Genomic DNA, 25,557 nt, shown 5'->3' with positions numbered 1-25,557 from the left:
TCTTTACTCTGGTTAAAATGAATAATGCTTGACCCGTTCTTCCCCATTCAATATGCGGAGCGCTCCTTCAGCCAAAGCCTGAAGCTCATTTTCACCCGGCTGGATGTCCACATCGGCAATCCAGTTGACCCGTTCTGTGATTGCTTTAACAAAGCTTTCACCATGCGCAAGTTCCCCAGTCAAAATGATCGCATCTATTTGCCCCTTCAATACCGCGCTGGCAGCGCCGATTTCGCGGGCGATCTGATAGGCCATTGCCTGATAAACCAAATCCGCTTGAGAATCACCTTTTTTTATGCGTTGTTCAACTTTCACGACATCATTGGTATCCAGATAGGCCGTCAATCCACCTTGTCTGACCAACTTCATCATCATTTCCTGCCGGTTAAACTGTCCGGAAAAGCACAATTCCACTAAATCGCCTGCCGGTACGGCCCCTGCCCGTTCAGGACTGAATGGACCATCGCCATGCAGACCGTTGTTGACATCAATTACACGGCCTCCTTGATGTACACCTACCGTGATGCCGACACCCATATGAGCGACAATCAGGTTGACCTCTTCATAAGAGCGTCCAACTTTGCTGGCATATCGACGGGCAACGGCCTTTTGGTTGAGTGCATGGAAAATGGACTTGCGTTCAATGGAAGCAAAACCGGATATCCGGGCAATCGGCTCCATTTCATCAACCACTACCGGGTCGACGATATATGCGGGAATGTTTAACCCATCTGCAATTTCCGAAGCCAAAATTCCTCCCAGATTGGATGCATGCTGACCTGCATAGCCTTGCCGCAAATCCTCAAGCATCTGTTCGTTCACCGTGTAGGTCCCACCTTCGATGGGGCGCAGCAAGCCGCCTCTTCCACAGACCGCGGACAACTTGGAAACATTCATGCCTTCTTCGTCCAACGCCTCCAGAATGGTTTGCTTCCTGAAGGGATATTGGCTGAAAATATCAGCGGACTTTCCTAAATCTTCTACCGTATGGAGAATGGTTTTCTCCATAATTAAGATATCGTTGTCAAAAACACCTATTTTAGTCGAAGTGGTTTTAGGGTTGATGACCAGGATACGATTTTGCTGTTTTTGCACATCCACCCCTCCATTTCTTTCTAAAATAACGGTTATTGGTTTTCCTTTTTATAAACTGTTCTTTCTTTTCGAGCAATGCTTCCGGCAGTTTGCTGTTTAAGCCAAGCAAGAAGCCAGGCATCAGATGCCTGGCTTCTCACGGGAGCGGTGCCCAAAGCAGCCGAAGCGGTGTTTATGGGAAACTTCTCAGAGGAAAGCTGCTCTTTTACAGTGGTCGTAAAAGAAACCTCCTGCTGATTGAAGTTTATCTTCTGCTTAAAATATTGTGTTCGTTTCTCAAGAATTGCGAACGTGATTTGCGGACGCGCTCAATGCGTTCTTCAGCCATGCGGTCTGCCGCAATGTAACTTGGTACGTTGTCGCGTTTAGAAATTTCAAAGATTTTTGTGATGCTGTCATAAATTGTTTCTACACGTTTCATTGCACGTTCGTTATTGTAGCCATACAATTCATCCGCAACGTTGATGACGCCGCCAGAGTTGATAACAAAGTCAGGAGCATAAACGATGCCGCGTGCTTCAAGTTCATCGCCATGGCGTTCTTCTTTCAATTGGTTGTTGGCAGAACCGGCAACCACTTTCACTTTCAATTGGGGAATCGTGTCATCATTGATGATAGCGCCCATTGCACATGGTGCAAAAATATCCGCTTCCTGTGAATAGATGTCATTTGGTGCAACTGCTGTTGCGCCAAATGCAGTGACTGCACGTTGCACTGCTTCTTCGTTGATGTCCGTAACGATCAATTTCGCGCCTTCTTTATGAAGGTATTCGCAAAGCGGGTAAGCAACATTCCCTACTCCCTGTACTGCAACTGTTTTGCCTTCAAGAGAATCATCGCCGAAAGCTTCAAGTGCAGCAGCTTTCATGCCGATGTAGGCCCCGTATGCAGTAACAGGAGATGGATTGCCTGAAGAACCGAAAGCTGGCGAAATCCCAGTAACGTAATCTGTTTCTTCATGGATCAAGTCCATATCCGCTACTGTAGTTCCAACATCTTCAGCAGTTATGTAACGGCCATTCAAGCCTTGGATAAAGCGTCCGAAAGCGCGGAACATTTCTTCATTCTTGTCTTTTAACGGGTCACCGATGATAACTGTTTTTCCGCCGCCCAAGTTCAGGCCAGCTGCAGCATTTTTATAGGTCATTCCGCGCCCTAGGCGGATTGCATCTTCAATTGCTTCTTCTTCAGTTGCATAATTCCACATGCGCGTGCCGCCAAGTGCCGGTCCAAGCGTCGTATCGTGGATACAAATAATGGCTTTAAGCCCTGAGTTTTTATCTTGGCAAAAAATTAATTGTTCGTAGTCATGTTGTTCCATTCTGCTGAAAATTTCCATTTCAATTCCTCCTAGTAGTTGTTCCTTAAGTTAATGATGAACAAATTGCCAAAGCCAATGAATATAATTTGCTTTCGGCACTGTCGGCACGGGACGTGAGAACAATTGGCGCTTTCGCACCCGCAACAATACTGCCGACTTTTGCATTTGAAAAGAATACCAGCGACTTATACAGGATATTGCCCGATTCAATAGTAGGAACCAGTAGAATGTCGGCTTTGCCGGCGTTGTCGCCGGCAATCCGTTTATGTTTGGCTGCATCAATGGAAATTGCATTGTCGAGGGCGAAAGGGCCATCCACGATACAATTCTTTATTTGCCCGCGACGGTTCATTGCGGTCAATGCGGCTGCATCCAGAGTGGCCTGCATATTCGGATTGATGACTTCCACTCCTGCTAATGGCGCGACAATCGGCATAACTACTCCGACTGAACGTGCAATCTGGACAGCATTTTGGATAATTTGTACTTTTTGAGGTAAGTCCGGATTGATGTTCATGCCCGCATCCGTGACGAAAATCAGCCGGTCGAATCCAGCTACTTCAAAAGCGGCAATTTGGGACATGACTCTTCCGGTTCTTAAGCCGTAATCCGGATGCAACACTGCTTTCAGCAGTATGGCGGTTGCAATCTGGCCTTTCATCAAGATATCGGAGTCATTTCTGTACACCGATTTCACGGCTTCTTCAGCAGCCATTTCCAGGCTGCTGACATGATGAAGCTGAACATCCGGATGATCCAGCAATTGAGGGAAATGCTCCCGCATCATTGCTGTTGTTGCCGATTCATCATCGTATAAGCGAAAACGCACCATGTTTCGGGCAACGGCCATACTCACCGCTTCCAGGACAGCCGAATCAGCAGCTGCAGCAACAGCGACAGTGAGATTTGAATCTGTTGGAACATTTTCGATCAATTGTGTTAATGTGGCCATTGATGCTCACCTCATTCTCCTTAATTAAAACAGAACAAATGGGGATATATAAGAGATGAAAGCGTTTTATTTGCAGTTTTAACCATATTTTATTGCAAATTCTTGCAAAACCCTGCAACAAATTGCAAAGTCGTTACATTAAACCGTATTTTTCTAATTTGTAATACAAGGTTCGCAAAGAGATTTCCAATTGCTTGGCTGTCTTCGATTTATTGCCGTTGTATTGCTGCAATGCACGGTGAAGAATTCCTCGTTCAACTGTATCCAACTGTTCCTGAAGCGGGGCCGAAGACTGGATAACGACTTCATTTTTGGCTTCCGCAACTTTCAGCATATTCAACGGGATATGTTCTTCGGTCAACACTTTATCGTTCATCTGCATAAAAATCATGGCGCGGCTGAGGACGTTCTCTAGTTCCCTGACATTCCCCGGCCAATCGTAGACGCGCAAATACTGCAGAGCTTTGTCTGACACAGACTCAACACTTCGGCCATATTCCTGGTTCAGCTTCAGCAATAGCCGTTCAACGATTCTCGGAATGTCCTGCTTGCGGTTTCGCAGAGGCGGAATGAGAATCGGCATCCGGTTAAGGCGATAGTAAAGATCTTCACGAAACTTGCCGTCCAGCAATGCTTTTTCCATATTGGCATTTGTCGAAGCGATAACACGGACATTGACAGGAATCGGTTTGCCGCCCCCAATCCTCAACGTTTCATGTTCTTGCAGCACGCGCAACAGCTTGCTTTGCAACGAAGAAGACAATTCACCGATCTCATCGAGGAAAATACTGCCGTTATTCGCTTCTTCGAACAACCCGCGTTTTTCTCCAGTCTTGATGCCGGGAATCGCCCCTTCTTCATAACCGAACAGTTCACTTTCTAGCAATTCTTCAGAAAGCGCTGCACAATTGACACGCACGAATTTGTTGAATTTCCGTTCACTCGCGCTATGGATGGCATGCGCAAAAAGCTCTTTGCCTGTACCGGATTCCCCGCGCAGCAAAACCGTCACCAAAGTCTGTGCCGCCAGTTTCGCCTGCTGAAGAGACAATTGCATTTCCGAAGACAAACCGATGATGTCATCAAAGGTATATTTGGATTCCAATGTCCGGATGATGCTGCGGGCGCGGTCCAACTCTTTCATCAATGAGCGGATCTCGGTGGTATCATGAATGACCCCGACGCTGCCCTTTAATTTATTGTCGACGATTATTGGAGCGACATTGACGATGACTTCCCGGTTTGATGGGCCCACCTTCAAATTGACGCCTCGAACCGGTTTACGGGTCTGCAGCGCTTTCAAGTGCATACTTTCCCCTTCCGAAATATCCGCAGAGGCCGGTTGGCCGATGACGTCTTCCATATGCAATCCGGTAATTCGCGTATAGGCAGGGTTGACCAGCAAGCCATTGCCTTTCTCATCAACGACTGAAATGGCATCGTCACTCGATTGGATGATGGCTTCCAGCATGGTCTGTATTTCCTTCAAATCTGTAATTTCCTCTGCCAGCGACACCACTTCCGTAATGTCCTTGAATACTGCAAATGCACCGATTGTCTCTCCATTTTCATCGATCATCGGAAAGCGTGAGGTGACAATCGTTGCTCCATTCATCAGTTCCAGCTCTTTATTCAGTTCAATCCGGCCGGTTTCGTAGATTCTTGGCAATTCGCTGAGTGAAATGAATTCATGAATGTGCCGTCCGATAGTTTCTTCCACCTGCACCCCCAGCATTCTTGCTGCGCTTTTGTTGATAAAAGTGATGCGGCTTGTTTTATCGATGCCGATCATGCCTTCTTCTATGGAATTGAAAATGATTTTTTCCCTGTGGCTATCTTTGCTGAGTTGCGTGATGAAATGCTCTTTCTCTTCCAGCAGCCGGACAAAGACATTTGCCAAGCTCCCCGGAATGACAACCGTTTTCTCCAAATAATAGTCCTTCAATTCCTGATAAAGCTGATCACTTCCCGTTACATTAAAAACAATATCCACCTGTTGCTTGTCGAATTTCGCGTAGTCTTCAGCGGTTGGAATGCCGCGGGATGCTGCTGTTTTAATGGCTGAAGCATTCGGATTTAAATCCACAACTCCATAGACATGCAGGTAATCCGTTTCCATTAGCGTATTGAGGATAGCTGATCCCCCAACGCCTCCTCCAATGATCAATACGTTTTGCAAGATAGTTCAACCTCATTTCCGATGTTTTGCAAGTAATTGCAATGTAATTTAAGGGTAACGCAGGAAGGATTTCTTGACAACTTTAACCGAATTGGAAACAATAGATGAAGAAGGATGTGGAATTATGGGACGTTTAGTAGCATTTATTATTTTGCTGATCCCTGGAATCATGGCGGCATACGGCATCAAATTGATGCGCGATACCTTGTTCAATAAATTGCTCGAGCCTTATCCGGCTCTCTGGATTCAATTTACTTTAGGAACTATTTTTGTGGTTCTCGGAATCGGCTTTTTTGCTGGTTTCCTGCTGAACCGTGATCGAAAAAAAGGAACCGTGTCGAAAAGATTCCAGAAATAAAAAAATTGCGTCTACCCGATAAGGGAAGACGCAATTTTTCGTTTAACACGATCCGGATAATTGGTAATGATTCCTACCAATTGCGGATCCAATCGTTTCATAAGGGGTTCCGACCCCAGAATTCCATATAAACGGACATTCTTATCAAGTTTCAACACATCTGCTTTAACGGATTTTGCAAGAAGCCGTTTATGAAGATGAATGCTATCCACCCATTCCATTTCTTTAATGCGGGACAACTGGACATTTTTCTTGATGATCCACGCCATTTCCGTGGAAGGCATCAACTTTTTCATTTCCCTCAATAACTCTGCATTAAAGGAGGACAGATGGATCTCTTTCATCCCTTCCAGCATAGCAGCGAGTATCTGTGGCCCCTTGGCATTTTTCGCAAACGAGCTTTTCAGTTCAATATTCAACGGGATGTTCTTTTTCTTTGCCCATTGAAAAACTTCATAAGCCAGCGGCATCTGATGGTGCTGAAATTTGCGCAGCCACCTCCGGCCGACAGGCAGATCCTTTATTTCTTCGTAATCGAGCGTTTCAATTCCAGCATCGACGCCAGTCAAGCGCCGCAGATTATCGTCATGGTAAACGACAACAACGCCGTCTTTGGTGATCTGGACATCCAATTCGATGCCAACACCAAATTCACAGGCTTTGTAAAAAGCTGACCATGTATTTTCCAGTGCATATCCTGAAGCGCCTCGGTGTGCATACACTTTGACTTCAGACATTGAATCATCCTCTTCCATTTTTGAAATCCGCTTAACTCAACAAGATCATATTCTGCCAATCCAGCTGACTTCTAAATAGTTTCCCAACTATTTTAACATTTATTGCAACAGACTAAAAGCCTTGCCGGTTGTTGTTTTCTTGTTGCGGGTTTGGGTTTTATTCATATAACCTTATGTAAGATATTACATTTAAAGCTGGGGACAAGAAAAATCCGGCTTCAGGCCGGATTCCGAAATTTTAATTGCTGAAATTATTTTCAATGAATTGCTGTTCTTGTTGTTCTGTCAAAATGCCTGTCGCTCGGCCAATGCTGCCGCCTTGGAGTTCCCAAATGAAGTTATGGTCATCATCCACTTGATCGAATTTGCCTTTTTCCCACCGGCTGATGATTTCCAGCAACTCTTCTTTGGAATTGAAATCAGATGCCTGCAAAAGCTGTTTTGCTTTGGAAATGGATTCTTGGTCCATTTGGATGATTCCCCATTTTTCAGAAGCGATAACTTTTTGATGAGTCATCTTGTGCATCATGGCCGTCACCGTGGCTTCTGAAGCATCTTCTGGAACAGATTGGGCAAATTCCAGCCCTTCCATCTTTTTGACGCTTGTCTCAAGCGCCTCTTCCGAAGAAGTTTCAGCAGATATCGAACTGCCGGACAGTTTGTCCTTATCCCAAAACTTCAATGCTCCAAATGCGATAACAGCCATTAAAATAATAGCGGAAACCAAATAGACACTCCGTTTAATCATGCAAAAACTCCTTCAGCAAATTTCATTTTTTTATTCAGCGCAATAAGTACCACTATACCAAATAGCTCATCGATTTTCCATGTATTTGCCAAGTTTTTTCCCTTATGTAAATAACACGCTGTTCTGCTTTTTCCCATAAAAAATAACCAATGAGCATATTCTCACTGGTTTGCTTTTCCTATGGATCCTGCCTGGACATCTATACTAACGACAGCATGGTAAAAAATGCGATGCCTAAAGTTGCACAATATACCCCGTAAAAATACAGCCGGTCGACAACTGTCCCTTCTCCATTGCCCAAAAAGTAGTCATCAATTTGCCTGATCATTTGCACGTGCATTCGCCTCTTTCCATTTTGCTGTAATCGTTTCATTGAAGACTTTCACTGCTTGCAATAAAACAGCGTCTTAACCTTTTCCTTTAATTCACAGAAGCTAAACCTGGATTTCCTGTCAAAAAAGTAAGCGTATTTCCATCGAATTCAAGTGCAGCAAGGGACCTTCGGCGTTATCCTCCAGATAAATAAAAAACTTTCTTGCCGCTGTTTAAGCGATAAGAAAGTTAAAAAATTCTATTGGTCTGATTCATTTCGCATTTCAAGCCGCAAACTATCTACGACCATTGCGATAAATTCAGAATTAGTCGGCTTCGATTCTAAATGCGCTACACTGTATCCGAAAATTTTGGCGATGTGGTCAATGGTTTCGTGGCGATTCCACACTTGTTCAATGGCATGGCGAATCGATCTTTCGACCCGCGCTGATGTTGTATCGAATTTAGAGGCGATTCCAGGATACAGTACTTTCGTGACTTTATTGAGTACCTCTGGCTGCTCTAATACTAAAGTGATGGCTTCCTTCAAATAATTATATCCTTTTAAATGAGGAGGGATGCCAATTTCTTTGACTATATTGGTAATTCGGTCTTCTTGCGTCAAACGGCCTTCAGGCGGTCCTGCCGCGTTGCTCCGCGCATTCATGATATGGTTGATTTGTACGGCCAGGCGGTTGGCTTCAAAAGGCTTCATAATGAAATAGGAAGCCCCGTAATCGGCTGCCTGGCTCATGATGGATTCCTGTCCGAAAGCAGACAGCATAATAACGTCAATCTCTTTCAAATCCCCATTTTCCTTGAGCGCATCCAAAACAGCGATACCGTCCAGATAGGGCATGATGATGTCCAGCAATAAGATATCGACCGTTTGCTTTTGCAGCATCTCGATGCAGGTCTTGCCGTTATAGGCAACATCCACCACTTCCATATTGGGTTGTGCATTTAAATAATCTTCCATCAGTCCGACCAATTCGCGATTATCATCTGCAATTGCGATTTTAATTTTATCCATTTGGCTCTCTCCTTGGTGACTGACTCTTCTGATTTCACATTTACAATCCAACAGCGGGCCCTACTACCCGGCTGCCGGACCGGCTCATTTCATCAAAAGCTTACGATCGGCTGCAAGCGACAGCAATTCCTCTGCATGCTGCAGTGTCAGGTCCGTTATTTCAGCGCCTGACAGCATCCGGCTCATCTCTTCTGTTCGTTCGCGTCCATCCAACTCGGTGACCGCAGTGGTCGTCCGCTGTTTGTCGACTTTCTTTTCGATAAACAAATGCTGGTCTGCCATTGCAGCAACTTGCGGCAAATGGGAAATGCACAAGACCTGGGAATGCACAGAGATCGCTGCAATCTTCTCGGCAATCGCTTGAGCGACCCGGCCGCTGACACCTGTATCCACTTCATCAAAGATAATGGACGTAATTCCTTGGTGCTTGGAGAAAATGGTTTTCAAAGCCAGCATCATACGGGACAATTCGCCGCCTGAAGCTACTTTCGTCAACGGCTTGAGCGGTTCACCCAAATTGGTGGAAATATAGAAGGAAATTGAGTCATGGCCATTCCGGTCGAATCGGCCATTCGGCAAAATCCCGAAATTCACTTCGAACGAGGCTTTTGCCATATGCAATTCCTTCAATTGTTCCATGATGGCTTTGCCAAGACTTTTCGCAGCTTTTTTGCGCAGAATCGTCAGCTCTTCGGCTTCAACTCGCAAATCATCGGTCAATTCCTTCAACTTTTCCTGATCCAATTGATAGCGCTGATCTCGGTTGACCAATTTATCCAATTCATCTGTCTGCTTTTCATGATACAGCAAAATGTCTTCTACGGATGCACCATATTTTCTTTTTAACGATTGAATGACAGCGAGACGCTGTTCAATGTCATTTAAACGGGCAGGATCGAATTCCATATCATCCAAAATGCGCTTGATTTCCGTTCCTGTGTCCTGAATCAGATAAAATGCTCCAGAGAGTGTCTCGGAGGATCCAGTAAACGTTTCATCCACCGATGCAGCATGCTCCAGTTCTGACATGGCAGAACCTATCCAGTCCAGCCCCTTGCTCTCGCCTTGGATCGCTTCATGGGCAGCTGAGATCGACTCGTAGATTTTATTGAAATTCTGCAGTTTTTTGCGTTCTGCCACCAAGTCCTCTTCTTCACCGATGACCAACTCCGCTGCTTCGATTTCCTGCAGCTGAAAAGTCAGCAAGTCGATGCGCTGGGCAATCTGCTGTTCATTTTCCGTATAGGAAGAAAACTCACGCTTCAATTTGGTGTATTTATCGAAAGTATGGTGATAGCTTTCTTTGGACTTAGCCAGGCTTTTGCCGGCAAATTGGTCCAGCAGGTACAAATGCTGTTTTTCGTCCATCAATTCCTGGGTTTCGTGCTGTCCGTGGATATCGATGAGCGCAGCTCCGACTTCACGCAAAATGGAAATAGTTACTAGTTTGCCATTGATGCGGCAAACATTCTTTCCTTTATCGTTCAATTCCCGGCGCAGCAAAATGTCGCCATCACTCCATGTGATTCCGAATTCCTCTAATCTGCGGAAGACCGGATGCTGATCGTCGTCCAAAGAAAATAAACCTTCTATTTCTGCTTTTTTGGCACCATGACGAATAAATTCCTGGCTTCCCCGTCCACCGGCCAAAAGATGCACGGCATCAATGATAATGGATTTACCGGCACCGGTTTCCCCTGTCAAAACAGTCAGCCCTTCAGAAAAACTGACGGTCAGGGCGTCGATAATGGCAAAATTGCGTATATCTAATTCCCGAAGCATATCCGTTCACCTCTTCTTAAAGCATTTCGATTAAACGCTGTTTTAGAATTTCACGATGTTCAGTATCTCTGCAGATAATTAGGCAGGTATCGTCGCCGCAAATGGTCCCTAGAATCTCTTCCCAGTCCAAATGGTCGATCAGTGAACCGATTGCATGGGCATTACCGGGCAATGTTTTCATAACCAGGAAATGGCTGGCTCCATCGATGCTGACAAAAGCGTCCGTCAAAGCACGGTGCAGTTTCTGCATAGGATTAAAGCGCTGGTCTGCTGGCAGGCTGTATTTGTAGCGTCCATCCTGCAATGGGACTTTCACCAGATGCAATTCTTTGATATCACGCGATACGGTCGCTTGCGTTACTTCATAACCCGCTGACTTCAATAAATCCACCAGCTCGTCCTGTGTTTCAATTTCACGATTCGAAATAAGATCACGTATTTTAATGTGTCGCTGTCCTTTATTCATGGTGTTCCCCCTTGAATGAATAATTATTCCATATACTTAATATTCTACAGTTATAACATACATTAGACAAGAAAACACATTCCTTTTGGAATGTGTTTACAACAATTCATGTGCTGCTTTGACTGTTTCATCAATCAACGTTTCGGAAACTCCGGCTATTTCCTGGCCTTCAGCACTGGATTGAAGATGGAATAAAAATTCGATATTGCCTTCTCCTCCAGTAATCGGTGAAAACGACATATTTTTCACATGAAATCCTGATTCGACTGCAAACTTGCCCACTTTGACCAATACATCCTGATGGATTTTCGGGTCGCGAATAATGCCTTTTTTCCCAACATTCTCCCTGCCGGCTTCAAACTGGGGCTTCACAAGCGCAATCACGTCTCCGCCTGGCACCAAAACTTGTTTCAAGACTGGAAAAATGATGCGCAAAGAAATGAAGGACACATCAATCGTGGCGAATTCCGGCAGACCCTGAACGAAATCTTCAGGTTTGGAATGGCGGAAATTAACCCGTTCCATTACTGTGACCCGCTCATCCTGCCGAATTTTCCACGCTAATTGATTATAGCCGACATCCAGCGCGTAGCAATGTTTGGCGCCATTTTGAAGGGCACAATCCGTAAAGCCGCCTGTCGATGAGCCGATATCCAGCATCAATTTGCCGTCAACCGACAAATCAAACTGCTGCAATGCTTTCTCAAGCTTCAAGCCGCCTCGGCTGACGTATTTCAAATCATTGCCTTTCATCTGAAGCGGTGCGTCCTCCGGAATTTTTTCCCCCGGTTTGTTCATCCGCTCAGATCCTGAATAGATGATTCCTGCCATAATGGCACGTTTTGCTTTTTCGCGTGTTTCACAAATACCCCGCTCAACCAACAGGATATCTACTCGCTCTTTTTTTGGTTTGTTCATAGAATAGTTGAACCTGCCTGCGTTTTGGATTGTGTCCATTTTTTTACGACACGTACAACTTCATCACTGTTCAGATGGATTTCGTCCATCAATTCAGAGACGTCGCCATGTTCGATAAAGTGGTCCGGTATTCCCAAACGATCGATGACAGTCTCGCGGTAGCCATTTTCTTGCGCAAATTCCAGAACGGCACTGCCGAATCCACCTTGAAGAACTGCTTCTTCAATCGTAACAACCGGAATATTACGTTCGAAAATAGTATGCAGCATCGCTTCATCCATTGGTTTGATGAACCGGGCATTGACCACTTGTGCCGAAATGCCTTGTTCAAGCAATTGTTCGGCCGCATGCAAGGCCATCGGAATGGTGGTACCGAATGTCAGGATTACGGCATCGGTTCCTTCTTGCAGGACTTCCCATGAGCCGATTGGCAATACTTTCAGCTCTTCGTCCATTGGCACACCTAAACCGTTGCCTCTTGGATAGCGGAGGGCAATAGGACCGCCATTGTAATCGATGGCAGTTTTGACCATATGTTGGCCTTCGTTCTCATCTTTTGGCATCATAATGACCATATTCGGCAAATGGCGCAGGAAGGCGATGTCGAATACACCTTGGTGTGTTTCCCCATCAGCCCCGACCAACCCCGAACGGTCAATTCCAATAAAGACGTTCAAATTCTGGCGGCAGATATCATGGACCACCTGATCATAGGCACGTTGAAGGAATGTCGAGTAAATCGCTAAAAACGGTTTCATGTCCTGTGTTGCAAGTCCTGCAGCCATCGTTGTCGCATGTTGCTCCGCGATGCCGACATCAAACATGCGGTCTGGGAATTCGGAAGCAAAACCTTCCAATTTCGAACCGACCGGCATTGCCGGGGTAATAGCCACAATCCGTTCATCAGTGCGTGCCAGTTTGCGGACAGTTTCCGCCACCAAGCCGCTCCATGATGGGGCTTTTGAAGATGATTTCACCAAATCGCCAGTCTCCATCTTGTAAGGGCCTGTTCCATGCCAAGTGCCGATTGTATCCTGTTCAGCCGGCAAGAATCCCTTGCCTTTCTTCGTAACGACATGAAGCAGAACAGGGCCTTTTGTCTTCTTGGCATAACGCAGGTTGTCTTCCAATTCTTCCAAATCGTGTCCATCAATCGGCCCCAAATATGTAAAGCCCATTTCCTCGAAAAACATACCGGAAACCACTAAATATTTCAACGAGTCTTTTACACGTTCAGCCGTTGACGCCAATCGCCCGCCGACTGCCGGCACTTTCTTCAACAGGTATTCAAGATCGTCTTTGACTTTGTTGTATTTGCCTGCTGTCCGCATACGGCCAAGCATGCTATGCATCGCTCCAACATTCGGAGCGATGGACATTTCGTTGTCATTTAAGATGACGATCATGTCCGTTTTCGTATGGCCGATATGATTTAAAGCTTCAAAAGCCATACCGCCCGTAAGCGCTCCGTCACCGATGATCGGAATGACATGATTGCTGTCTTTTTTGATGTCACGGGCTGCTGCCATTCCCATAGCTGCCGACAATGAAGTTGAACTGTGTCCGGTCTCCCAAACATCATGGTCGCTTTCATTGCGTTTCGGGAAGCCGCAAAGGCCTTTAAATTGGCGCAAAGTATCAAATTGGCCAGCTCTTCCTGTCAGGATTTTATGGACATACGATTGATGTCCCACATCCCATATAAATTTGTCAGACGGGCTGTCGAATACTTTGTGCAGCGCAACTGTCAGTTCCACCACGCCAAGATTCGGACCGATATGTCCGCCTGTTCTTGATAAGTTCTCTATTAGAAACCGTCGAATATCTTCACTTAATACTTCAAGCTGCTTAGTTGTCAGCTCTTTTAAGAAAGATGGACCAGTAATCGAATGAAGATCCATTGCCATCACGCACCTTTTTATTGAAATTTTTCCTTCTGACTGTCTGTTCATATTATATCAGTCTGCAGCGAATGTACAAATCAGAGCCTCACAATTCAGCTTTTTCTTTGGACAATCAATTGAGTCAATTGCAGAAGCAATGATTTTTCGCCTTCCAGCGATTCAAGTGCCTTAATGGCTTCTGATGCGTGAAAATCGAGTTTTTCTTTTGCTTTCGGCAATGTCAGCAGACTTGGATACGTACTTTTTTCACTCGTTTCATCTTTTCCGGCAGTTTTACCCAGTTCCTGGGAGGTACCGGTAACGTCCAGTATGTCGTCTTGAATCTGGAACGCAAGGCCAAGGTGTTCGCCAAATCGGCTGAGTGCCATAATTTCTTCGTTGGATGCCTGCGCTAAAATGCCGCCAGCCAAAATGCTGTAGGTCAGCAAAGCCCCAGTTTTCAATCGATGGACTTGTTCCAGTTCTTCCAGCGTCAATTTCTTTTCTTCGCCTTCAATATCCAATATCTGGCCGCCGACCATTCCTTCAGCTCCAGAAGAAACACTCATCAAGTCAATCAAACGTATTTTATCATCACTGGAAACGTGTTGAAGGCGTGCGACAATGCCAAAACTGTAAGTCAAGAGCGCATCTCCTGCCAAAATCGCTACAGCTTCCCCAAATACTTTGTGGTTGGTCGGCATGCCGCGGCGCAAATCGTCGTCATCCATGCTTGGCAAATCATCGTGGATGAGCGAATATGTATGGATCATTTCAATGGCAGCCGCCACTTTCAATGCATCCGGATGTTCTTCACCACTCAGTTCGTGAAGTACAGCCAACAGCAGAATCGGGCGGATGCGTTTTCCGCCCGCTTGCAATGAATAATGCATGGAATCCTTTAAGGAATCCGGAATTGACAAAGACAATATTAAATGTGCCATTTCCTGTTGGATAAGCGGTTCATAATGAGCTCGGAATTCAGTCAGGTTCATTTCGCATTCCCATCCATTTCTATGTCAGCCGGCACTTCTTTGCCGTCCTTCATCATGGTCACCAATTGGCTTTCTGCATTCTGAAGTTTATCGTGGCAGACTTTCGAAAGCTCCATGCCTTTTTGATAGAGAGTCAGTGCCTGTTCCAGCGGCACATCTCCTTGTTCGAGCTGGCGGACGATTTCTTCAAGTTGCTCCATTGCATCATTGAACATGATTTTCTTTTCAGCCATCGTTTTAGTCTCCTTCGTTTGCTGGATTTATTTCATTGACAGTGGTTTCTACAGTTCCATCTTGCATGGCAATGGTCAGACGATCGCCAGTTTTCACCTGCGTTACACTTTTGACGACATTTCCTTCTATATAAGGAATCGAATAGCCACGGTCCATAATCTTCAAGGGACTCAGTGCATCAAGCGTCCGGATTGCTGAAGACAGCTGCTGCGATCGGTTTTTCAGCAATTGGTTCATTTGGTAATCGAGCCGTCTCGCCAGTTCCGACACTTCCGTTTCGGATTGGCGGATCCGCTGTAGCGGCATACGCGATTTCAATTGCTGGTCAAGTGTTCTATGGCGTTCCTGAGAACGCTTTAAATGCTGCAGGGATTCCCTTTGCAAGGATTCTGCAGCGCGTTCGACACGTTCGCTGAACGGCCGGTACAGGCGCTCAGGATAAGCCAACGGAAATGATGTCGCTAACCGGTTCAAGGCTAGTTTTTGCTGATTGACGCTTCCTGAAACCATCCGGTACATGCGGCTGCGGTAACTTGCTATGCGTTCCAGCAGTTCCGCCTGGCTTGGCACGGCCAGTTCCGCAGCGGCCGTCGGCGTTGGTGCCCGTAAGTCCGAGACAAAGTCTGCAATGGTCGTGTCGGTTTCATGGCCAATGGCAGAAATGACCGGAATTCGGGAATCAAAAATCACCCGCGCGACCGCTTCTTCATTGAATGCCCATAAATCTTCAATCGATCCGCCGCCCCGTCCGACAATCATGACATCGAAATCACCTTTATTGGCCGCCTGTATCGACTGTACAATGGATTGCGTCGCACCGCTTCCCTGCACCAGTGTCGGATACAGCACGACATCTGCCAACGGGTAGCGCCGGTGAAGCGTGATGATGATGTCTCGTACGGCAGCACCGGTCTGGGCCGTCACTACTGCAATCCGCTTAGGGAAACGCGGCAGCGGCTTTTTATAGGAGGCATTGAACAAGCCTTCTTTGGCAAGTTTTTCTTTTAACTGTTCAAAAGCCAAATAATAATCGCCAATGCCATCCGCTTGCATCGACTGCGCATACAATTGGTATTGGCCGGATGCTTCGTAAACCGTGACATCTCCGCGGATCAGCACAGTCATGCCGCTTTCAGGTTTAAACTTGACCGATTTGGCATTTGCCGAAAACATGACGCCTGGCAAACGGGCGGCATTATCCTTCAGCGTAAAATAAATATGCCCGCTGGTATGGATTTTGACGTTCGAAAGCTCACCCTTAACGTAAACATCACGCAGGTGAGGATCGGCATCAAATTTCTTTTTTATGTATTTGGTTAACGCTTTGACACTTAAATACGGGTCGGTTGACACACTTTCAACCCCTGTCTGTGAATTTAAAAAGCTGTCTTTCTTTCGAAAAACAGCCCTATTGCTATTTATTTTACATGCTTATGCCTGTTTTGTCTTTGCTAACCCTTTTTCAGCTGATTCAAGCGTATTTTCCATCAGCATGGCAATCGTCATCGGCCCAACTCCGCCTGGTACCGGTGTTACAAAAGAAGCCGTTTCCTGAACATCCTCAAAGTCGACGTCACCGCACAACTTGCCGTTTTCATCGCGGTTCATGCCGACATCGATGATGACTGCGCCCGGTTTGATGAACGTCCGGTCAATGAATTTAGCTCTGCCGATCGCGGCAATTAGGATATCCGCCTGCGCTGTGAAATTCGCCAAATCTTTCGTTTTCGAATGGCAATACGTCACGGTTGCATCTTTTTGAAGCAATAGCTGCCCAATCGGCTTGCCGACGATATTGCTTCGGCCGATGACCACGGCATGCTTGCCGGCCGGATCGATGCCGTAATGGGCCAATAACTCCATGATGCCGTGCGGTGTACAAGGAAGGAAGGCATCCTTGCCGATCATCATATTGCCGACAGAAATCGGATGGAACCCATCCACATCTTTCTCTGGGCTGATGGCCGTGATCACTTTGAATTCATCAATTTGCTGCGGCAACGGCAATTGGACCAGGATTCCGTGAATTTCCGGATCGCTGTTCAATTCATCGATTTTCGCTAAAAGCTCTTGTTCAGTTAATGTATCCGGAAATTGATGAAGGTCCGATCGCATTCCCAGTGCTTCACACGTTTTTTTCTTGTTTTTCACATATGTAAGGGACGCAGAATCTTCCCCGACCAGCACTACGGCCAGCCCTGGGACAATTCCCTGTTGCGCTAATTTTTCTACGCGTGTTTTCACTTGCATTTTAATTTTCTGGCTTACCGCTTTTCCATCAATCAATTTTGCAGCCACGTAAATTCCTCCAATTAATTTGCTGTTTCGTCTGTGAATTTAGAAAGGACACCATTGACAAACCGGCTGGATTTATCGTCTCCAAATGTTTTGCATAGTTCAATCGCTTCGTTCATGACCACACGTGATGGGGCATCTTCCATATAGCCCAACTCAAAAATAGCCATGCGCAGAATGGTCCGTTCAATTTTCGGCAAACGTTCGAGTGACCAATTTTCAAGATGGCCAACCAATTTTTCATCGATTTCCGCCATATTGGCGTGGGTGCCCTGTACCAACAAGCTATAGAAATTATCATTTTCTCCAGCCATTACATGATCCATGGCCTCATCAATCGTCAATTCAGTACCTTCTAATTGAAATAAGGTCTGAAGCGCTTTTTCGCGTGCTTCGTGTCGTTTCATAATATATCCGATCTCCTTTTCACAGCTAATTATCCCCCATTATACAGGTATTCGGGCTGAACTTCCATGTTTGAAATGTTCGGTCAATAGCCCAGCACCGACTCCTGGAGGGTTATTGCGCTGCCTGATTCAGTCTGGAGCGGCCAGCTAAAACAAAGAGAAGGCTGTCCTTGAAGCCATAACAGGACTCCAGGACAGCCTTACTGATCATTCCGCTGCTTGTGCTTCGAAATTGACGCCGGTAATATGGACATTCACTTCTTGTGTTTGAAGAGACGTCATATTTTCAAGCGTCTGCCGAACCTGCTCCTGAATTTTCAGAGCGGTTTTCGGTATGGAAACACCGTAGTTGATGACACAATAAACATCAATGGCAAGACCTTCCTCTGATAGGTCTGTCTTGATGCCTTTGCCATGCACTTTTTTCCCCAAGCGTTCAACAACTCCGGAAGCGAAGTTGCCGCGCATACTGGCGACCCCTTCAATATCCGTTGCTGCAATGCTGGCGATGATTTCCAAAACTTCCGGAGCCACTTCGATGTTGCCGAGGTCTTGTGCTCCGTGCGATTTCATTCGTACATAAGGTGCTGTTTTTTCAGCCATTTGAAAACTTCCTCCTTAAGATCCCAGCACGTCATATTTCTCCAGGAATTTCGTATTGAAATCTCCTGATTTGAATACTTCGTGATCCATTAATTTCAAATGGAACGGAATCGTCGTAAACACGCCTTCAATTACAAATTCGTCCAATGCGCGCTTCATCTTCGCTACCGCTTCTTCACGTGTATCAGCGAAAGTAATCAGCTTGGCAACCATCGAATCATAATAAGGCGGAATCGTATAGCCTGAATACATGGCTGAATCAATTCTGACACCTAAACCGCCCGGAGGCAAGTACATATCGATTTTGCCCGCTGAAGGCATAAAGTTTTTAGCTGGATTTTCCGCATTGATGCGGCATTCGATCGACCAGCCTTTAAACCTAACATCCTCTTGTTTATAAGCGAGTGTTTCGCCTGATGCCACACGCAATTGCTGCTGGATCAAGTCGATTCCAGTAATCATTTCCGTTACCGGATGCTCTACTTGAATGCGCGTGTTCATTTCCATGAAATAGAACTTCTGGTTGACCGCATCAAAAATGAACTCCACTGTGCCCGCTCCGCGGTAATTGACAGCCAAAGCCGCTTTTACAGCTGCATCGCCCATCTCTTCACGCAATTCAGGAGACAAAGCCGGTGATGGCGCTTCTTCGACTAATTTTTGCATGCGGCGCTGGATCGAACAATCGCGCTCGCCTAAATGAATCGCATTGCCATGGGAATCAGCAAGCACTTGAATTTCAATATGGCGGAAATCTTCGATGAATTTCTCGATGTAAACTCCCGGATTGCCGAAAGCCGCTGCCGCTTCTTTCTGCGTCATATTCAAGCCGGTGATGAAATCCTCGCGTGTGCGTGCCACACGGATTCCTTTACCGCCGCCGCCTGCCGTCGCTTTGATGATGACCGGAAAACCGATTTCATCAGCGATGCGCAATCCGTCTTCTTCGCTGGCTACGATGCCAGTCGAACCTGGAACAACTGGAACTCCCGCTTTGCGCATCGTTTCACGTGCCACGTCTTTAGTACCCATACGGGAAATTGCATCCGCTGTCGGGCCGATGAACATGATGTCACAAGCTTCACAAAGTTCTGCAAAGCTCGCATTCTCTGCTAAAAAGCCATAACCCGGGTGAATCCCGTCGCAATTAGTCAGTTTCGCAACCGACATGATATTGGAAAAGTCCAGATAGCTATCTTTCGATAATTTTGGACCGATGCAATACGCTTCGTCTGCCAGTTCAACATGAAGCGCCTCTTTATCGGCTTCAGAATATACAGCAACCGTTTTGATATCCATTTCCTTGCAGGCACGGATGATCCGTACCGCGATTTCTCCACGGTTTGCAATCAATACTTTTTTCATCGTCTTCATCGCCATCTCCCCTTTCCTCAGTTTGCTTTCACGAGGAATAAAGGCTGGCCGTATTCTACAAGCTGGCCGTCTTTTACAAGAATTTCAGCAATTTCCCCATCTACTTCAGCTTCGATTTCATTGAATAACTTCATTGCTTCGACGATGCAGACTACTTGGTCTGCAGTAACTTTAGTTCCCACTTGAACATAAGCATCTTCGTCCGGTGATGGAGATTCGTAGAACGTACCGACCATTGGAGAGAGGATTTTGTGGTACTCCGACTCGTTGTCCGCTGGAATTTCCGGTGCTTCTTCTGATACCAGTTCTTCAGCTTTCGGCTCTTTTGCCGGTGCTGGAGCACTTGGTGCTTCTACTGCTTTTGATGCTGGGGATGTTTGGATGGATGAGCTGGCGCTTGGCTGAACTTTGCCTGAACCACTCTTTTTCATCTTGACTTTAACGCCCTCAAATTCATAAGAGAACTCTTCAATAGATGATCCATCCACCAATTTGATAATTTCGCGAATTTCTTGAATTTTCATATTCGTCCGACTCCCCTAATTATGTATTTATTCAACTACTCTTCTATTTTAGACTTTTTCAGTCTATTTTGAAACACTTAATCTGACTTTTTAAAAAAAGACCTCTTTGTTAGAGGTCTTTTCATCATTATTGAGCTCTTGAAACGTATGAAGAATCTGTTGTATTGATGATCAAATGGTCGCCTTCATTAATGAAGAATGGCACTTGAACAGTCAATCCCGTTGTAAGTTTTGCTGGTTTTGATCCGCCGCTGGCTGTGTCGCCTTTGATGCCCGGATCAGTTTCAGCCACTTCCAGAACTACCGTGTTCGGCAACTCAACGCCAAGCACTTCTCCTTGGAATTGGATCACTTGGACTTCCATGTTCTCTTGAAGAAACTTCAATTCGTATTCAATGTTCTTTTCAGGCAACTCAATCTGTTCGTAGGTTTCTGTATCCATAAAGGCATGCATATCGCCATTGGCATACAAATACTGCATTTTGTTGTTGTCAATCTGTGCTTTTGCGACTTTTTCACCGGCACGGAAAGTTTTTTCAGTGACACTTCCTGTACGCAAGTTGCGAAGTTTCGACCGCACGAATGCAGCGCCTTTGCCTGGTTTTACGTGTTGGAATTCCATAACGCGCCAAATTCCGCCATCCACTTCAATTGTGACACCTGTTTTAAAATCGTTTACTGAAATCATAATAGTTCCTCCGTTTGTTATAAAATGCGAAGCTCTTTTGTGGAGTTAGTCAATCGTTCATTTCCTGACTCGGTTACCAGTATATCATCTTCAATGCGAACTCCGCCAACTCCTGGCAGATAAATCCCCGGTTCCACCGTCACAGCCATGCCCGGTTCGAGCACCGTTTCCGATCTGAATGACAAACCCGGGCCTTCATGGACTTCCAAACCGATGCCATGGCCAGTAGAATGGCCGAATGCTTCTCCATAACCTTTGGACTTGATGTAATCGCGTGCAATGGCATCCGCTTCGATGCCGCTCATGCCTGGTCCAATTTTCTCCACACCCAGTTCCTGCGCCTTCAATACAATATCATAAATTTCCTTCATCTGCGCGGAAGGTTCTCCGACTGCGACCGTACGGGTAATATCTGAAATATAGCCGTTGTAGAGTGCTCCATAATCAAGCGTGATCATGTCTCCTTTTTCAATGACTTTATCCGTTGCTACACCGTGCGGAAGCGCTGAGCGCAGCCCTGAAGCCACAATGGTGTCAAAGCTCGAGGAAGTCGCACCTTGTTTGCGCATAAAGAATTCCAGCTCATTGGATACTTCAAGTTCCGTTAAACCCGGACGGATAAACCCACAAATGTGTTCGAATGCATCATCTGCAATTTTGGCCGCTGCTTTCAGAATAGCTACTTCATCCGGTGTCTTGATCATTCGGATCTTTTCAATCAAGTTGCTGACAGGTTCCAGGTCGGCGTCGATTTTTGACTTGTATTGCACAACTGTCGAATAAGTCATATAGTCCTGTTCAAAAGCAAGCGTACGGATGCCCAGAGATTTTACCGACTTTACCGTTTCATCCATCAGGTTTTTTTCAGCCTGGATTACATCAAATTCTTTGACTTGTTCTCCAGCCTGTTCTGTATAACGGAAATCCGTGATGAAAACCGCTTGTTCCGCAGTTACAATCGCCAGCCCTGCAGTACCCGTAAATTCGGTGATGTAACGCAAGTTGAAAGGACTGGTGACGAGCAGCGCCTCCACATCCCGTTGTTTCATTTCAGCACGTAATTTTTGAAGTTTCAATGTGTTCATCCTCTCTCCTGTTTTAAGATCAATGCATGCAATGCTAATTTGTAGACATCTTGGCCGAATCCCACAATCTGCCCGATCGTGACCGGCGCAATGTAGGAATGATGGCGAAATTCCTCGCGTTTGTGGACATTCGATATATGTACTTCGATTACTGGTACTTGAATCGCAGCAATCGCGTCACGAATAGCGATGCTTGTATGGGTATATGCTCCAGCATTCAAGACAATGCCGGATAGGCCATCATCGCCCGCTCCGTGAATCCAGTCGATCAATTCCCCTTCATGATTCGACTGGCGGCAAATCAATTCAATATGATGGTGATAAGAAAACTCCACCAGTTCCTGCTCCAATTCCTCCAGCGTAAACGTTCCATAAGCTTCTTTCTCCCGCTTGCCCAAGCGATTTAAATTAGGGCCGTTCAAGATCAGCACACGCATTCAGCTTTCCCCTTCCCCTGACACATTCTTCATTATTTTAACATATCGGAACAATCGAGCAACTTTTATGAAAAGCGAAAGCAGCCGTTTGGCCCCGACAAGCGCTGGAAGCCTTCCCGGTAATGGCGGTCTTTGCCATTACCGGGAAGGCTGAAGCGACTCGAGGGGCTGGCTGCTGCAGCTGGACAAAAGAAATGCGGAAGCGACCGTGTAGATTCGACGGGCATAAGACAGATCGGCGAAGCGGCGCTCTTTGCCGCACAGCCGGAATGGCTTATGACCCTAGAATCTGGTCGCTGCAGCTGGACAACAAGAAATGCGGAAGCGACCGTGTAGATTCGACGGGCATAAGACAGATCGGCGAAGCGGCGCTCTTTGCCGCACAGCCGGAATGGCTTATGACCCTAGAATATGGGCGCTGCAGCTGGACATCGAAAAGCGGAAGCGGTCAAAAATTCAAGCACCATTCAGAAACAAACCATAAAAAAGCGCGATGGCTATTCGGCCATCGCGCTGGTCATTTTACAATCCGCATTTCAGCTGAGCGTTGCAGTTGGTGCATGTGTTGCAGCCGCCCATTTCTTCGACTGTCCCTTTTCGGCAAACTGGGCATGTATCGCCTACTTCTGAACCGATGGTGACATTGGTTGAACGGAGATCCTGAATTGTGTCGATCAAGACGATCGGACGTTTGCCAGTCTCTTCCGGCTGTTGCTCTTCTTCAAACGTGTTTTCTTCGGCCTTCAGCGTCAAGACTTGTGAATCACGGCTGCCATCGACATAAACCGTTCCGCCTTTAGCGCCACCTTTGTAAAGACGCTCATAGACGCCTTCCACCTGTTTGACTGTATAACCTTTTGGAGCGTTGACGGTTTTCGAAATGGATGAGTCGATCCAGCGCTGGATGATGCACTGAACATCCGCATGTGCTTCAGGCGCCAAGTCCATGGATGTCACGAATGCCTTCGGCAGGTTTTCTTCATCAGCCTCAGGGTTGTTTTTCAGGTATTCACTGACGATGTCCGCTTTCACCTCGATAAATTTGCCAAGGCGTCCACTGCGGTAGTATGTGAATGAATAATAAGGTTCAAGTCCGGTTGAAACGCCAACCATCGTCCCAGTAGATCCTGTTGGAGCTACCGTCAACAGATGCGAGTTGCGGATACCTTTCTCAAGTACTGCTTCGCGAACATGTTCCGGCATTCCCTGCATAAATCCTGTTTCTGTGAAAGCTTTGCGCAGTGCTGCCGTCTCTTCATCAGTTTTGCCGATGAGGAACGGGAAGCTGCCGCGTTCTGCTGCTAAGTCTGTCGAAATTTCATAAGCAGCCGTAGCAATCGTCTTAAAGATTTCATCTACAAGCTCGTTGCCTTCCGGAGAACCGTATTCTTTATCGCAATAGATCAATAGATCCGCAAGCCCCATGACACCCAAGCCAACACGGCGTTCACCAAGTGCCTGAACCTGGTTTTCTTCCAGGAAGTAAGGAGTTGCATCGATGACGTTGTCCTGCATGCGGACACCGACACGAACCGTTTCTTTCAACGCTTCGAAATCGACCGTCTTCGTTTTCGGATCTGCAAACTGCGCCAAGTTGACGGCAGCCAGGTTACAAACAGAATAAGGCGCCAATGGCTGCTCGCCGCAAGGGTTGGTCGCTACGACTTTTTGCCCGTAAGCTGCTGCATTGGTTTTTTCATTGGCATTGTCAATGAAGAAAATACCCGGTTCTGCTGAATAGGTAGCACAAATATTAATCAGGTTCCACAGTTCGCGTGCTTTCATCGTACGGTAAACACGGACACCATGGCCCATGCGTTCCCATTCACGGACATCGCCGACTTCCTGCCATTTTTCATTGTAGACAGCCATCTCTTCTTTTGAATACGACTCTACTGCAGGGAAGCGCAGATCGAAGTCTGCATCATTTTCCACTGCTGTCATGAAATCGCTGGTCAATGTGACGGAAATATTGGCGCCTGTCAGGAATTCTTCGTTGTGGACTGAATAAGTTCCGCCATCACGCAGCTTGGTTTCAGCATCGCGCATAATTTTTTCATTGAATCCGCCCATTCCAGGAATCGCACGGTAATTCAGGATCCCTTGGTACATTGCATCTTCCTGCTCTGTCAAAGGTTTGAATTTCAATTTGTCGTGAGCCAATTTTTTGATGGTCTCATCTTCTGTGTTCTCAATCAAATAACGAAGAATGCGCGGGTTCTGCATTTTCGAAATGATGAATTCTGCAATATCCGGATGCCAGTCAGCCAGCATGATCATCTGTGCGCCTCGGCGTGAACCGCCCTGCTCAACAAGATGCGTCAATTTAGCGATATCATCCAGCCACGAAACAGAACCTGATGATTTGCCGTTGACACCGCGTGCCAAGGTGTTGCGCGGGCGAAGTGTCGAACCATTTGTTCCGACACCGCCGCCGCGGCTCATGATTTCCATCACTTGTTTACGGTGATCGGAAATGCCTTCACGCGAATCTGCCACGAACGGCATTACGTAACAGTTGAAGTACGTAACGTCCGTATCAGCACCCGCTCCATATAGGACACGTCCAGCCGGAATGAATTTCAATCCAACCAATTGCTGATAGAATTTTTCAAACCATTCCTGGCGCTTTTCAGCTGTTTCTTCTACAGAGGCAAGGCCCGTTGCATTGCGTTTGGCGATCTGCTCGTAAAACACTTCAAGCGGTTTTTCAATCACGTCGATCGGGCGATTGACGATGCCTGCCTGCTGCTCTTCCGGTTTGTCGATTGCACTTCTGTAATCTTCTTCGATCCAAACCTGTGCTTTATTGGCCTGGTGATCGATGGAAACGATGTAGCCAAGGCCGCGCGCCGGGAATTTCGGATCTTCTTTGACAGTCAATACAACAAAATCGCCTGCCTTAAGTGTTTTCTTCTCCGTGTCCTTAAAGGAATAACGGTCGATCATCACGAGGCGCGATACACCTTTATGCGTCAGTTTCATGTCAGGAGTAATTGCATGTACCTGGGGAAACGATTCGATATCTTTGTTTAAAGCTCTTGCATTCAACGAATATTGGGATTGTGTGGCGGAAACCATTTGACAATTCCTCCTTTGTGTTATATGGAGTTAGATACTATATATAGTAT

25 protein-coding genes are annotated in these 25,557 nt (G+C 46.3%); 1 reads left to right on the top strand and 24 read right to left on the bottom strand.

Annotated elements, in window-relative coordinates:
• Positions 1-12: 12 nt before the first annotated feature.
• The 4 genes from buk to IRE19_RS07415 form a co-directional block, all read right to left on the bottom strand.
• Positions 13-1,095, bottom strand: coding sequence for a butyrate kinase (gene buk, locus IRE19_RS07430; RefSeq protein ID WP_203339857.1), 1,083 nt, complete (start codon positions 1,093-1,095; stop codon positions 13-15).
• A gap of 244 nt (positions 1,096-1,339) precedes the next feature.
• On the bottom strand, positions 1,340-2,434 hold the full coding sequence (locus tag IRE19_RS07425) for a Leu/Phe/Val dehydrogenase (protein WP_191715833.1): 1,095 nt from the start codon (positions 2,432-2,434) through the stop codon (positions 1,340-1,342).
• Positions 2,435-2,459: 25 nt separating this feature from the next.
• Complete coding sequence (gene yqiS / locus IRE19_RS07420; protein WP_203339856.1) at positions 2,460-3,368, bottom strand: phosphate butyryltransferase; 909 nt, start codon at positions 3,366-3,368, stop codon at positions 2,460-2,462.
• 133 nt (positions 3,369-3,501) lie between these two features.
• Positions 3,502-5,547 (bottom strand): sigma-54 interaction domain-containing protein, encoded by a 2,046-nt coding sequence (locus IRE19_RS07415; protein WP_203339855.1) that lies wholly within the window; start codon positions 5,545-5,547, stop codon positions 3,502-3,504.
• A 124-nt stretch (positions 5,548-5,671) separates the two neighbouring features.
• Between IRE19_RS07415 and IRE19_RS07410 the strand changes: the two genes are divergently transcribed.
• Complete coding sequence (locus IRE19_RS07410; protein ID WP_191716060.1) at positions 5,672-5,905, top strand: DUF2627 domain-containing protein; 234 nt, start codon at positions 5,672-5,674, stop codon at positions 5,903-5,905.
• Between the two features lie 11 nt (positions 5,906-5,916).
• Here IRE19_RS07410 and IRE19_RS07405 read toward each other — a convergent pair whose 3' ends face one another.
• From IRE19_RS07405 to IRE19_RS07315, 20 genes are all read right to left on the bottom strand, one after another.
• Positions 5,917-6,642 (bottom strand): glycerophosphodiester phosphodiesterase, encoded by a 726-nt coding sequence (locus IRE19_RS07405; RefSeq protein WP_203339854.1) that lies wholly within the window; start codon positions 6,640-6,642, stop codon positions 5,917-5,919.
• Between the two features lie 238 nt (positions 6,643-6,880).
• Entirely contained in the window at positions 6,881-7,390 is a 510-nt protein-coding gene (locus tag IRE19_RS07400) for a DUF6241 domain-containing protein (RefSeq protein WP_203339853.1), read from the bottom strand.
• Positions 7,391-7,589: 199 nt separating this feature from the next.
• Complete coding sequence (locus IRE19_RS18500; protein ID WP_255548253.1) at positions 7,590-7,724, bottom strand: hypothetical protein; 135 nt, start codon at positions 7,722-7,724, stop codon at positions 7,590-7,592.
• Between the two features lie 237 nt (positions 7,725-7,961).
• Positions 7,962-8,735: a sporulation transcription factor Spo0A gene (gene spo0A / locus IRE19_RS07395; protein WP_203339852.1), complete on the bottom strand. Its 774-nt coding sequence runs from the start codon at positions 8,733-8,735 to the stop codon at positions 7,962-7,964.
• Between the two features lie 84 nt (positions 8,736-8,819).
• The gene (recN, locus tag IRE19_RS07390; protein ID WP_203339851.1) at positions 8,820-10,517 is read right to left on the bottom strand and encodes a DNA repair protein RecN; all 1,698 of its coding nucleotides are present in this window, start codon (positions 10,515-10,517) and stop codon (positions 8,820-8,822) included.
• Between the two features lie 16 nt (positions 10,518-10,533).
• A complete protein-coding gene (gene ahrC, locus IRE19_RS07385; protein ID WP_142827854.1) occupies positions 10,534-10,983 on the bottom strand; it encodes a transcriptional regulator AhrC/ArgR in 450 nt (149 codons plus the stop codon).
• Positions 10,984-11,079: 96 nt separating this feature from the next.
• Entirely contained in the window at positions 11,080-11,901 is an 822-nt protein-coding gene (locus IRE19_RS07380; RefSeq protein ID WP_191715840.1) for a TlyA family RNA methyltransferase, read from the bottom strand.
• Positions 11,898-13,802, bottom strand: a complete 1,905-nt coding sequence (gene dxs, locus IRE19_RS07375) for a 1-deoxy-D-xylulose-5-phosphate synthase (protein WP_203340043.1) — start codon at positions 13,800-13,802, stop codon at positions 11,898-11,900. Before dxs ends, IRE19_RS07380 begins: the two co-directional genes overlap by 4 nt.
• Positions 13,803-13,897: 95 nt before the next feature.
• Positions 13,898-14,779, bottom strand: a complete 882-nt coding sequence (locus IRE19_RS07370; protein ID WP_191715841.1) for a polyprenyl synthetase family protein — start codon at positions 14,777-14,779, stop codon at positions 13,898-13,900.
• Positions 14,776-15,012, bottom strand: a complete 237-nt coding sequence (gene xseB / locus IRE19_RS07365; RefSeq protein ID WP_142827851.1) for an exodeoxyribonuclease VII small subunit — start codon at positions 15,010-15,012, stop codon at positions 14,776-14,778. The genes IRE19_RS07370 and xseB overlap by 4 nt, the downstream gene beginning before the upstream one ends.
• A gap of 4 nt (positions 15,013-15,016) precedes the next feature.
• Positions 15,017-16,366: an exodeoxyribonuclease VII large subunit gene (xseA, locus tag IRE19_RS07360; RefSeq protein WP_203339850.1), complete on the bottom strand. Its 1,350-nt coding sequence runs from the start codon at positions 16,364-16,366 to the stop codon at positions 15,017-15,019.
• A 78-nt stretch (positions 16,367-16,444) separates the two neighbouring features.
• Positions 16,445-17,311, bottom strand: a complete 867-nt coding sequence (folD, locus tag IRE19_RS07355; RefSeq protein WP_203339849.1) for a bifunctional methylenetetrahydrofolate dehydrogenase/methenyltetrahydrofolate cyclohydrolase FolD — start codon at positions 17,309-17,311, stop codon at positions 16,445-16,447.
• Positions 17,312-17,325: 14 nt separating this feature from the next.
• Positions 17,326-17,715 carry a transcription antitermination factor NusB gene (gene nusB / locus IRE19_RS07350; RefSeq protein WP_191715844.1) on the bottom strand — a complete coding sequence of 130 codons (390 nt, stop codon included), beginning with the start codon at positions 17,713-17,715 and terminating at the stop codon, positions 17,326-17,328.
• A gap of 207 nt (positions 17,716-17,922) precedes the next feature.
• Positions 17,923-18,318 (bottom strand): Asp23/Gls24 family envelope stress response protein, encoded by a 396-nt coding sequence (locus tag IRE19_RS07345; protein ID WP_191715845.1) that lies wholly within the window; start codon positions 18,316-18,318, stop codon positions 17,923-17,925.
• A 15-nt stretch (positions 18,319-18,333) separates the two neighbouring features.
• The gene (gene accC / locus IRE19_RS07340; protein ID WP_203340042.1) at positions 18,334-19,683 is read right to left on the bottom strand and encodes an acetyl-CoA carboxylase biotin carboxylase subunit; all 1,350 of its coding nucleotides are present in this window, start codon (positions 19,681-19,683) and stop codon (positions 18,334-18,336) included.
• A 26-nt stretch (positions 19,684-19,709) separates the two neighbouring features.
• Entirely contained in the window at positions 19,710-20,216 is a 507-nt protein-coding gene (accB, locus tag IRE19_RS07335) for an acetyl-CoA carboxylase biotin carboxyl carrier protein (protein WP_191715846.1), read from the bottom strand.
• A gap of 127 nt (positions 20,217-20,343) precedes the next feature.
• Complete coding sequence (gene efp, locus IRE19_RS07330) at positions 20,344-20,904, bottom strand: elongation factor P (protein ID WP_191715847.1); 561 nt, start codon at positions 20,902-20,904, stop codon at positions 20,344-20,346.
• Between the two features lie 17 nt (positions 20,905-20,921).
• Complete coding sequence (locus IRE19_RS07325; RefSeq protein ID WP_284700308.1) at positions 20,922-21,989, bottom strand: M24 family metallopeptidase; 1,068 nt, start codon at positions 21,987-21,989, stop codon at positions 20,922-20,924.
• Complete coding sequence (gene aroQ / locus IRE19_RS07320; protein WP_191715848.1) at positions 21,986-22,426, bottom strand: type II 3-dehydroquinate dehydratase; 441 nt, start codon at positions 22,424-22,426, stop codon at positions 21,986-21,988. The genes IRE19_RS07325 and aroQ overlap by 4 nt, the downstream gene beginning before the upstream one ends.
• Positions 22,427-22,948: 522 nt before the next feature.
• On the bottom strand, positions 22,949-25,507 hold the full coding sequence (locus IRE19_RS07315) for a vitamin B12-dependent ribonucleotide reductase (protein WP_203339848.1): 2,559 nt from the start codon (positions 25,505-25,507) through the stop codon (positions 22,949-22,951).
• Positions 25,508-25,557: the final 50 nt, after the last annotated feature.

Source organism: Planococcus beijingensis (assembly GCF_016820615.1).
In the GTDB taxonomy this organism is placed as follows: Bacteria; Bacillota; Bacilli; order Bacillales_A; family Planococcaceae; genus Planococcus; species Planococcus notacanthi.
The sequence above is the reverse complement of the archived record's forward strand: the minus strand, read 5'-3'. Positions and strand labels throughout refer to the sequence as shown.

Coding starts and splice junctions, on each gene's coding strand:
- IRE19_RS07425 (WP_191715833.1), bottom strand. CDS start 2,434: ATGGAAATTTTCAGCAGAATGGAACAACATGACTACGAACAATTAATT.
- yqiS (WP_203339856.1), bottom strand. CDS start 3,368: ATGGCCACATTAACACAATTGATCGAAAATGTTCCAACAGATTCAAAT.
- IRE19_RS07410 (WP_191716060.1), top strand. CDS start 5,672: ATGGGACGTTTAGTAGCATTTATTATTTTGCTGATCCCTGGAATCATG.
- IRE19_RS07405 (WP_203339854.1), bottom strand. CDS start 6,642: ATGTCTGAAGTCAAAGTGTATGCACACCGAGGCGCTTCAGGATATGCA.
- IRE19_RS07400 (WP_203339853.1), bottom strand. CDS start 7,390: ATGATTAAACGGAGTGTCTATTTGGTTTCCGCTATTATTTTAATGGCT.
- spo0A (WP_203339852.1), bottom strand. CDS start 8,735: ATGGATAAAATTAAAATCGCAATTGCAGATGATAATCGCGAATTGGTC.
- recN (WP_203339851.1), bottom strand. CDS start 10,517: ATGCTTCGGGAATTAGATATACGCAATTTTGCCATTATCGACGCCCTG.
- ahrC (WP_142827854.1), bottom strand. CDS start 10,983: ATGAATAAAGGACAGCGACACATTAAAATACGTGATCTTATTTCGAAT.
- IRE19_RS07380 (WP_191715840.1), bottom strand. CDS start 11,901: ATGAACAAACCAAAAAAAGAGCGAGTAGATATCCTGTTGGTTGAGCGG.
- dxs (WP_203340043.1), bottom strand. CDS start 13,802: ATGGATCTTCATTCGATTACTGGTCCATCTTTCTTAAAAGAGCTGACA.
- IRE19_RS07370 (WP_191715841.1), bottom strand. CDS start 14,779: ATGAACCTGACTGAATTCCGAGCTCATTATGAACCGCTTATCCAACAG.
- xseB (WP_142827851.1), bottom strand. CDS start 15,012: ATGGCTGAAAAGAAAATCATGTTCAATGATGCAATGGAGCAACTTGAA.
- nusB (WP_191715844.1), bottom strand. CDS start 17,715: ATGAAACGACACGAAGCACGCGAAAAAGCGCTTCAGACCTTATTTCAA.
- IRE19_RS07345 (WP_191715845.1), bottom strand. CDS start 18,318: ATGGCTGAAAAAACAGCACCTTATGTACGAATGAAATCGCACGGAGCA.
- accC (WP_203340042.1), bottom strand. CDS start 19,683: ATGAAAAAAGTATTGATTGCAAACCGTGGAGAAATCGCGGTACGGATC.
- accB (WP_191715846.1), bottom strand. CDS start 20,216: ATGAAAATTCAAGAAATTCGCGAAATTATCAAATTGGTGGATGGATCA.
- efp (WP_191715847.1), bottom strand. CDS start 20,904: ATGATTTCAGTAAACGATTTTAAAACAGGTGTCACAATTGAAGTGGAT.
- IRE19_RS07325 (WP_284700308.1), bottom strand. CDS start 21,989: ATGAACACATTGAAACTTCAAAAATTACGTGCTGAAATGAAACAACGG.
- aroQ (WP_191715848.1), bottom strand. CDS start 22,426: ATGCGTGTGCTGATCTTGAACGGCCCTAATTTAAATCGCTTGGGCAAG.
- IRE19_RS07315 (WP_203339848.1), bottom strand. CDS start 25,507: ATGGTTTCCGCCACACAATCCCAATATTCGTTGAATGCAAGAGCTTTA.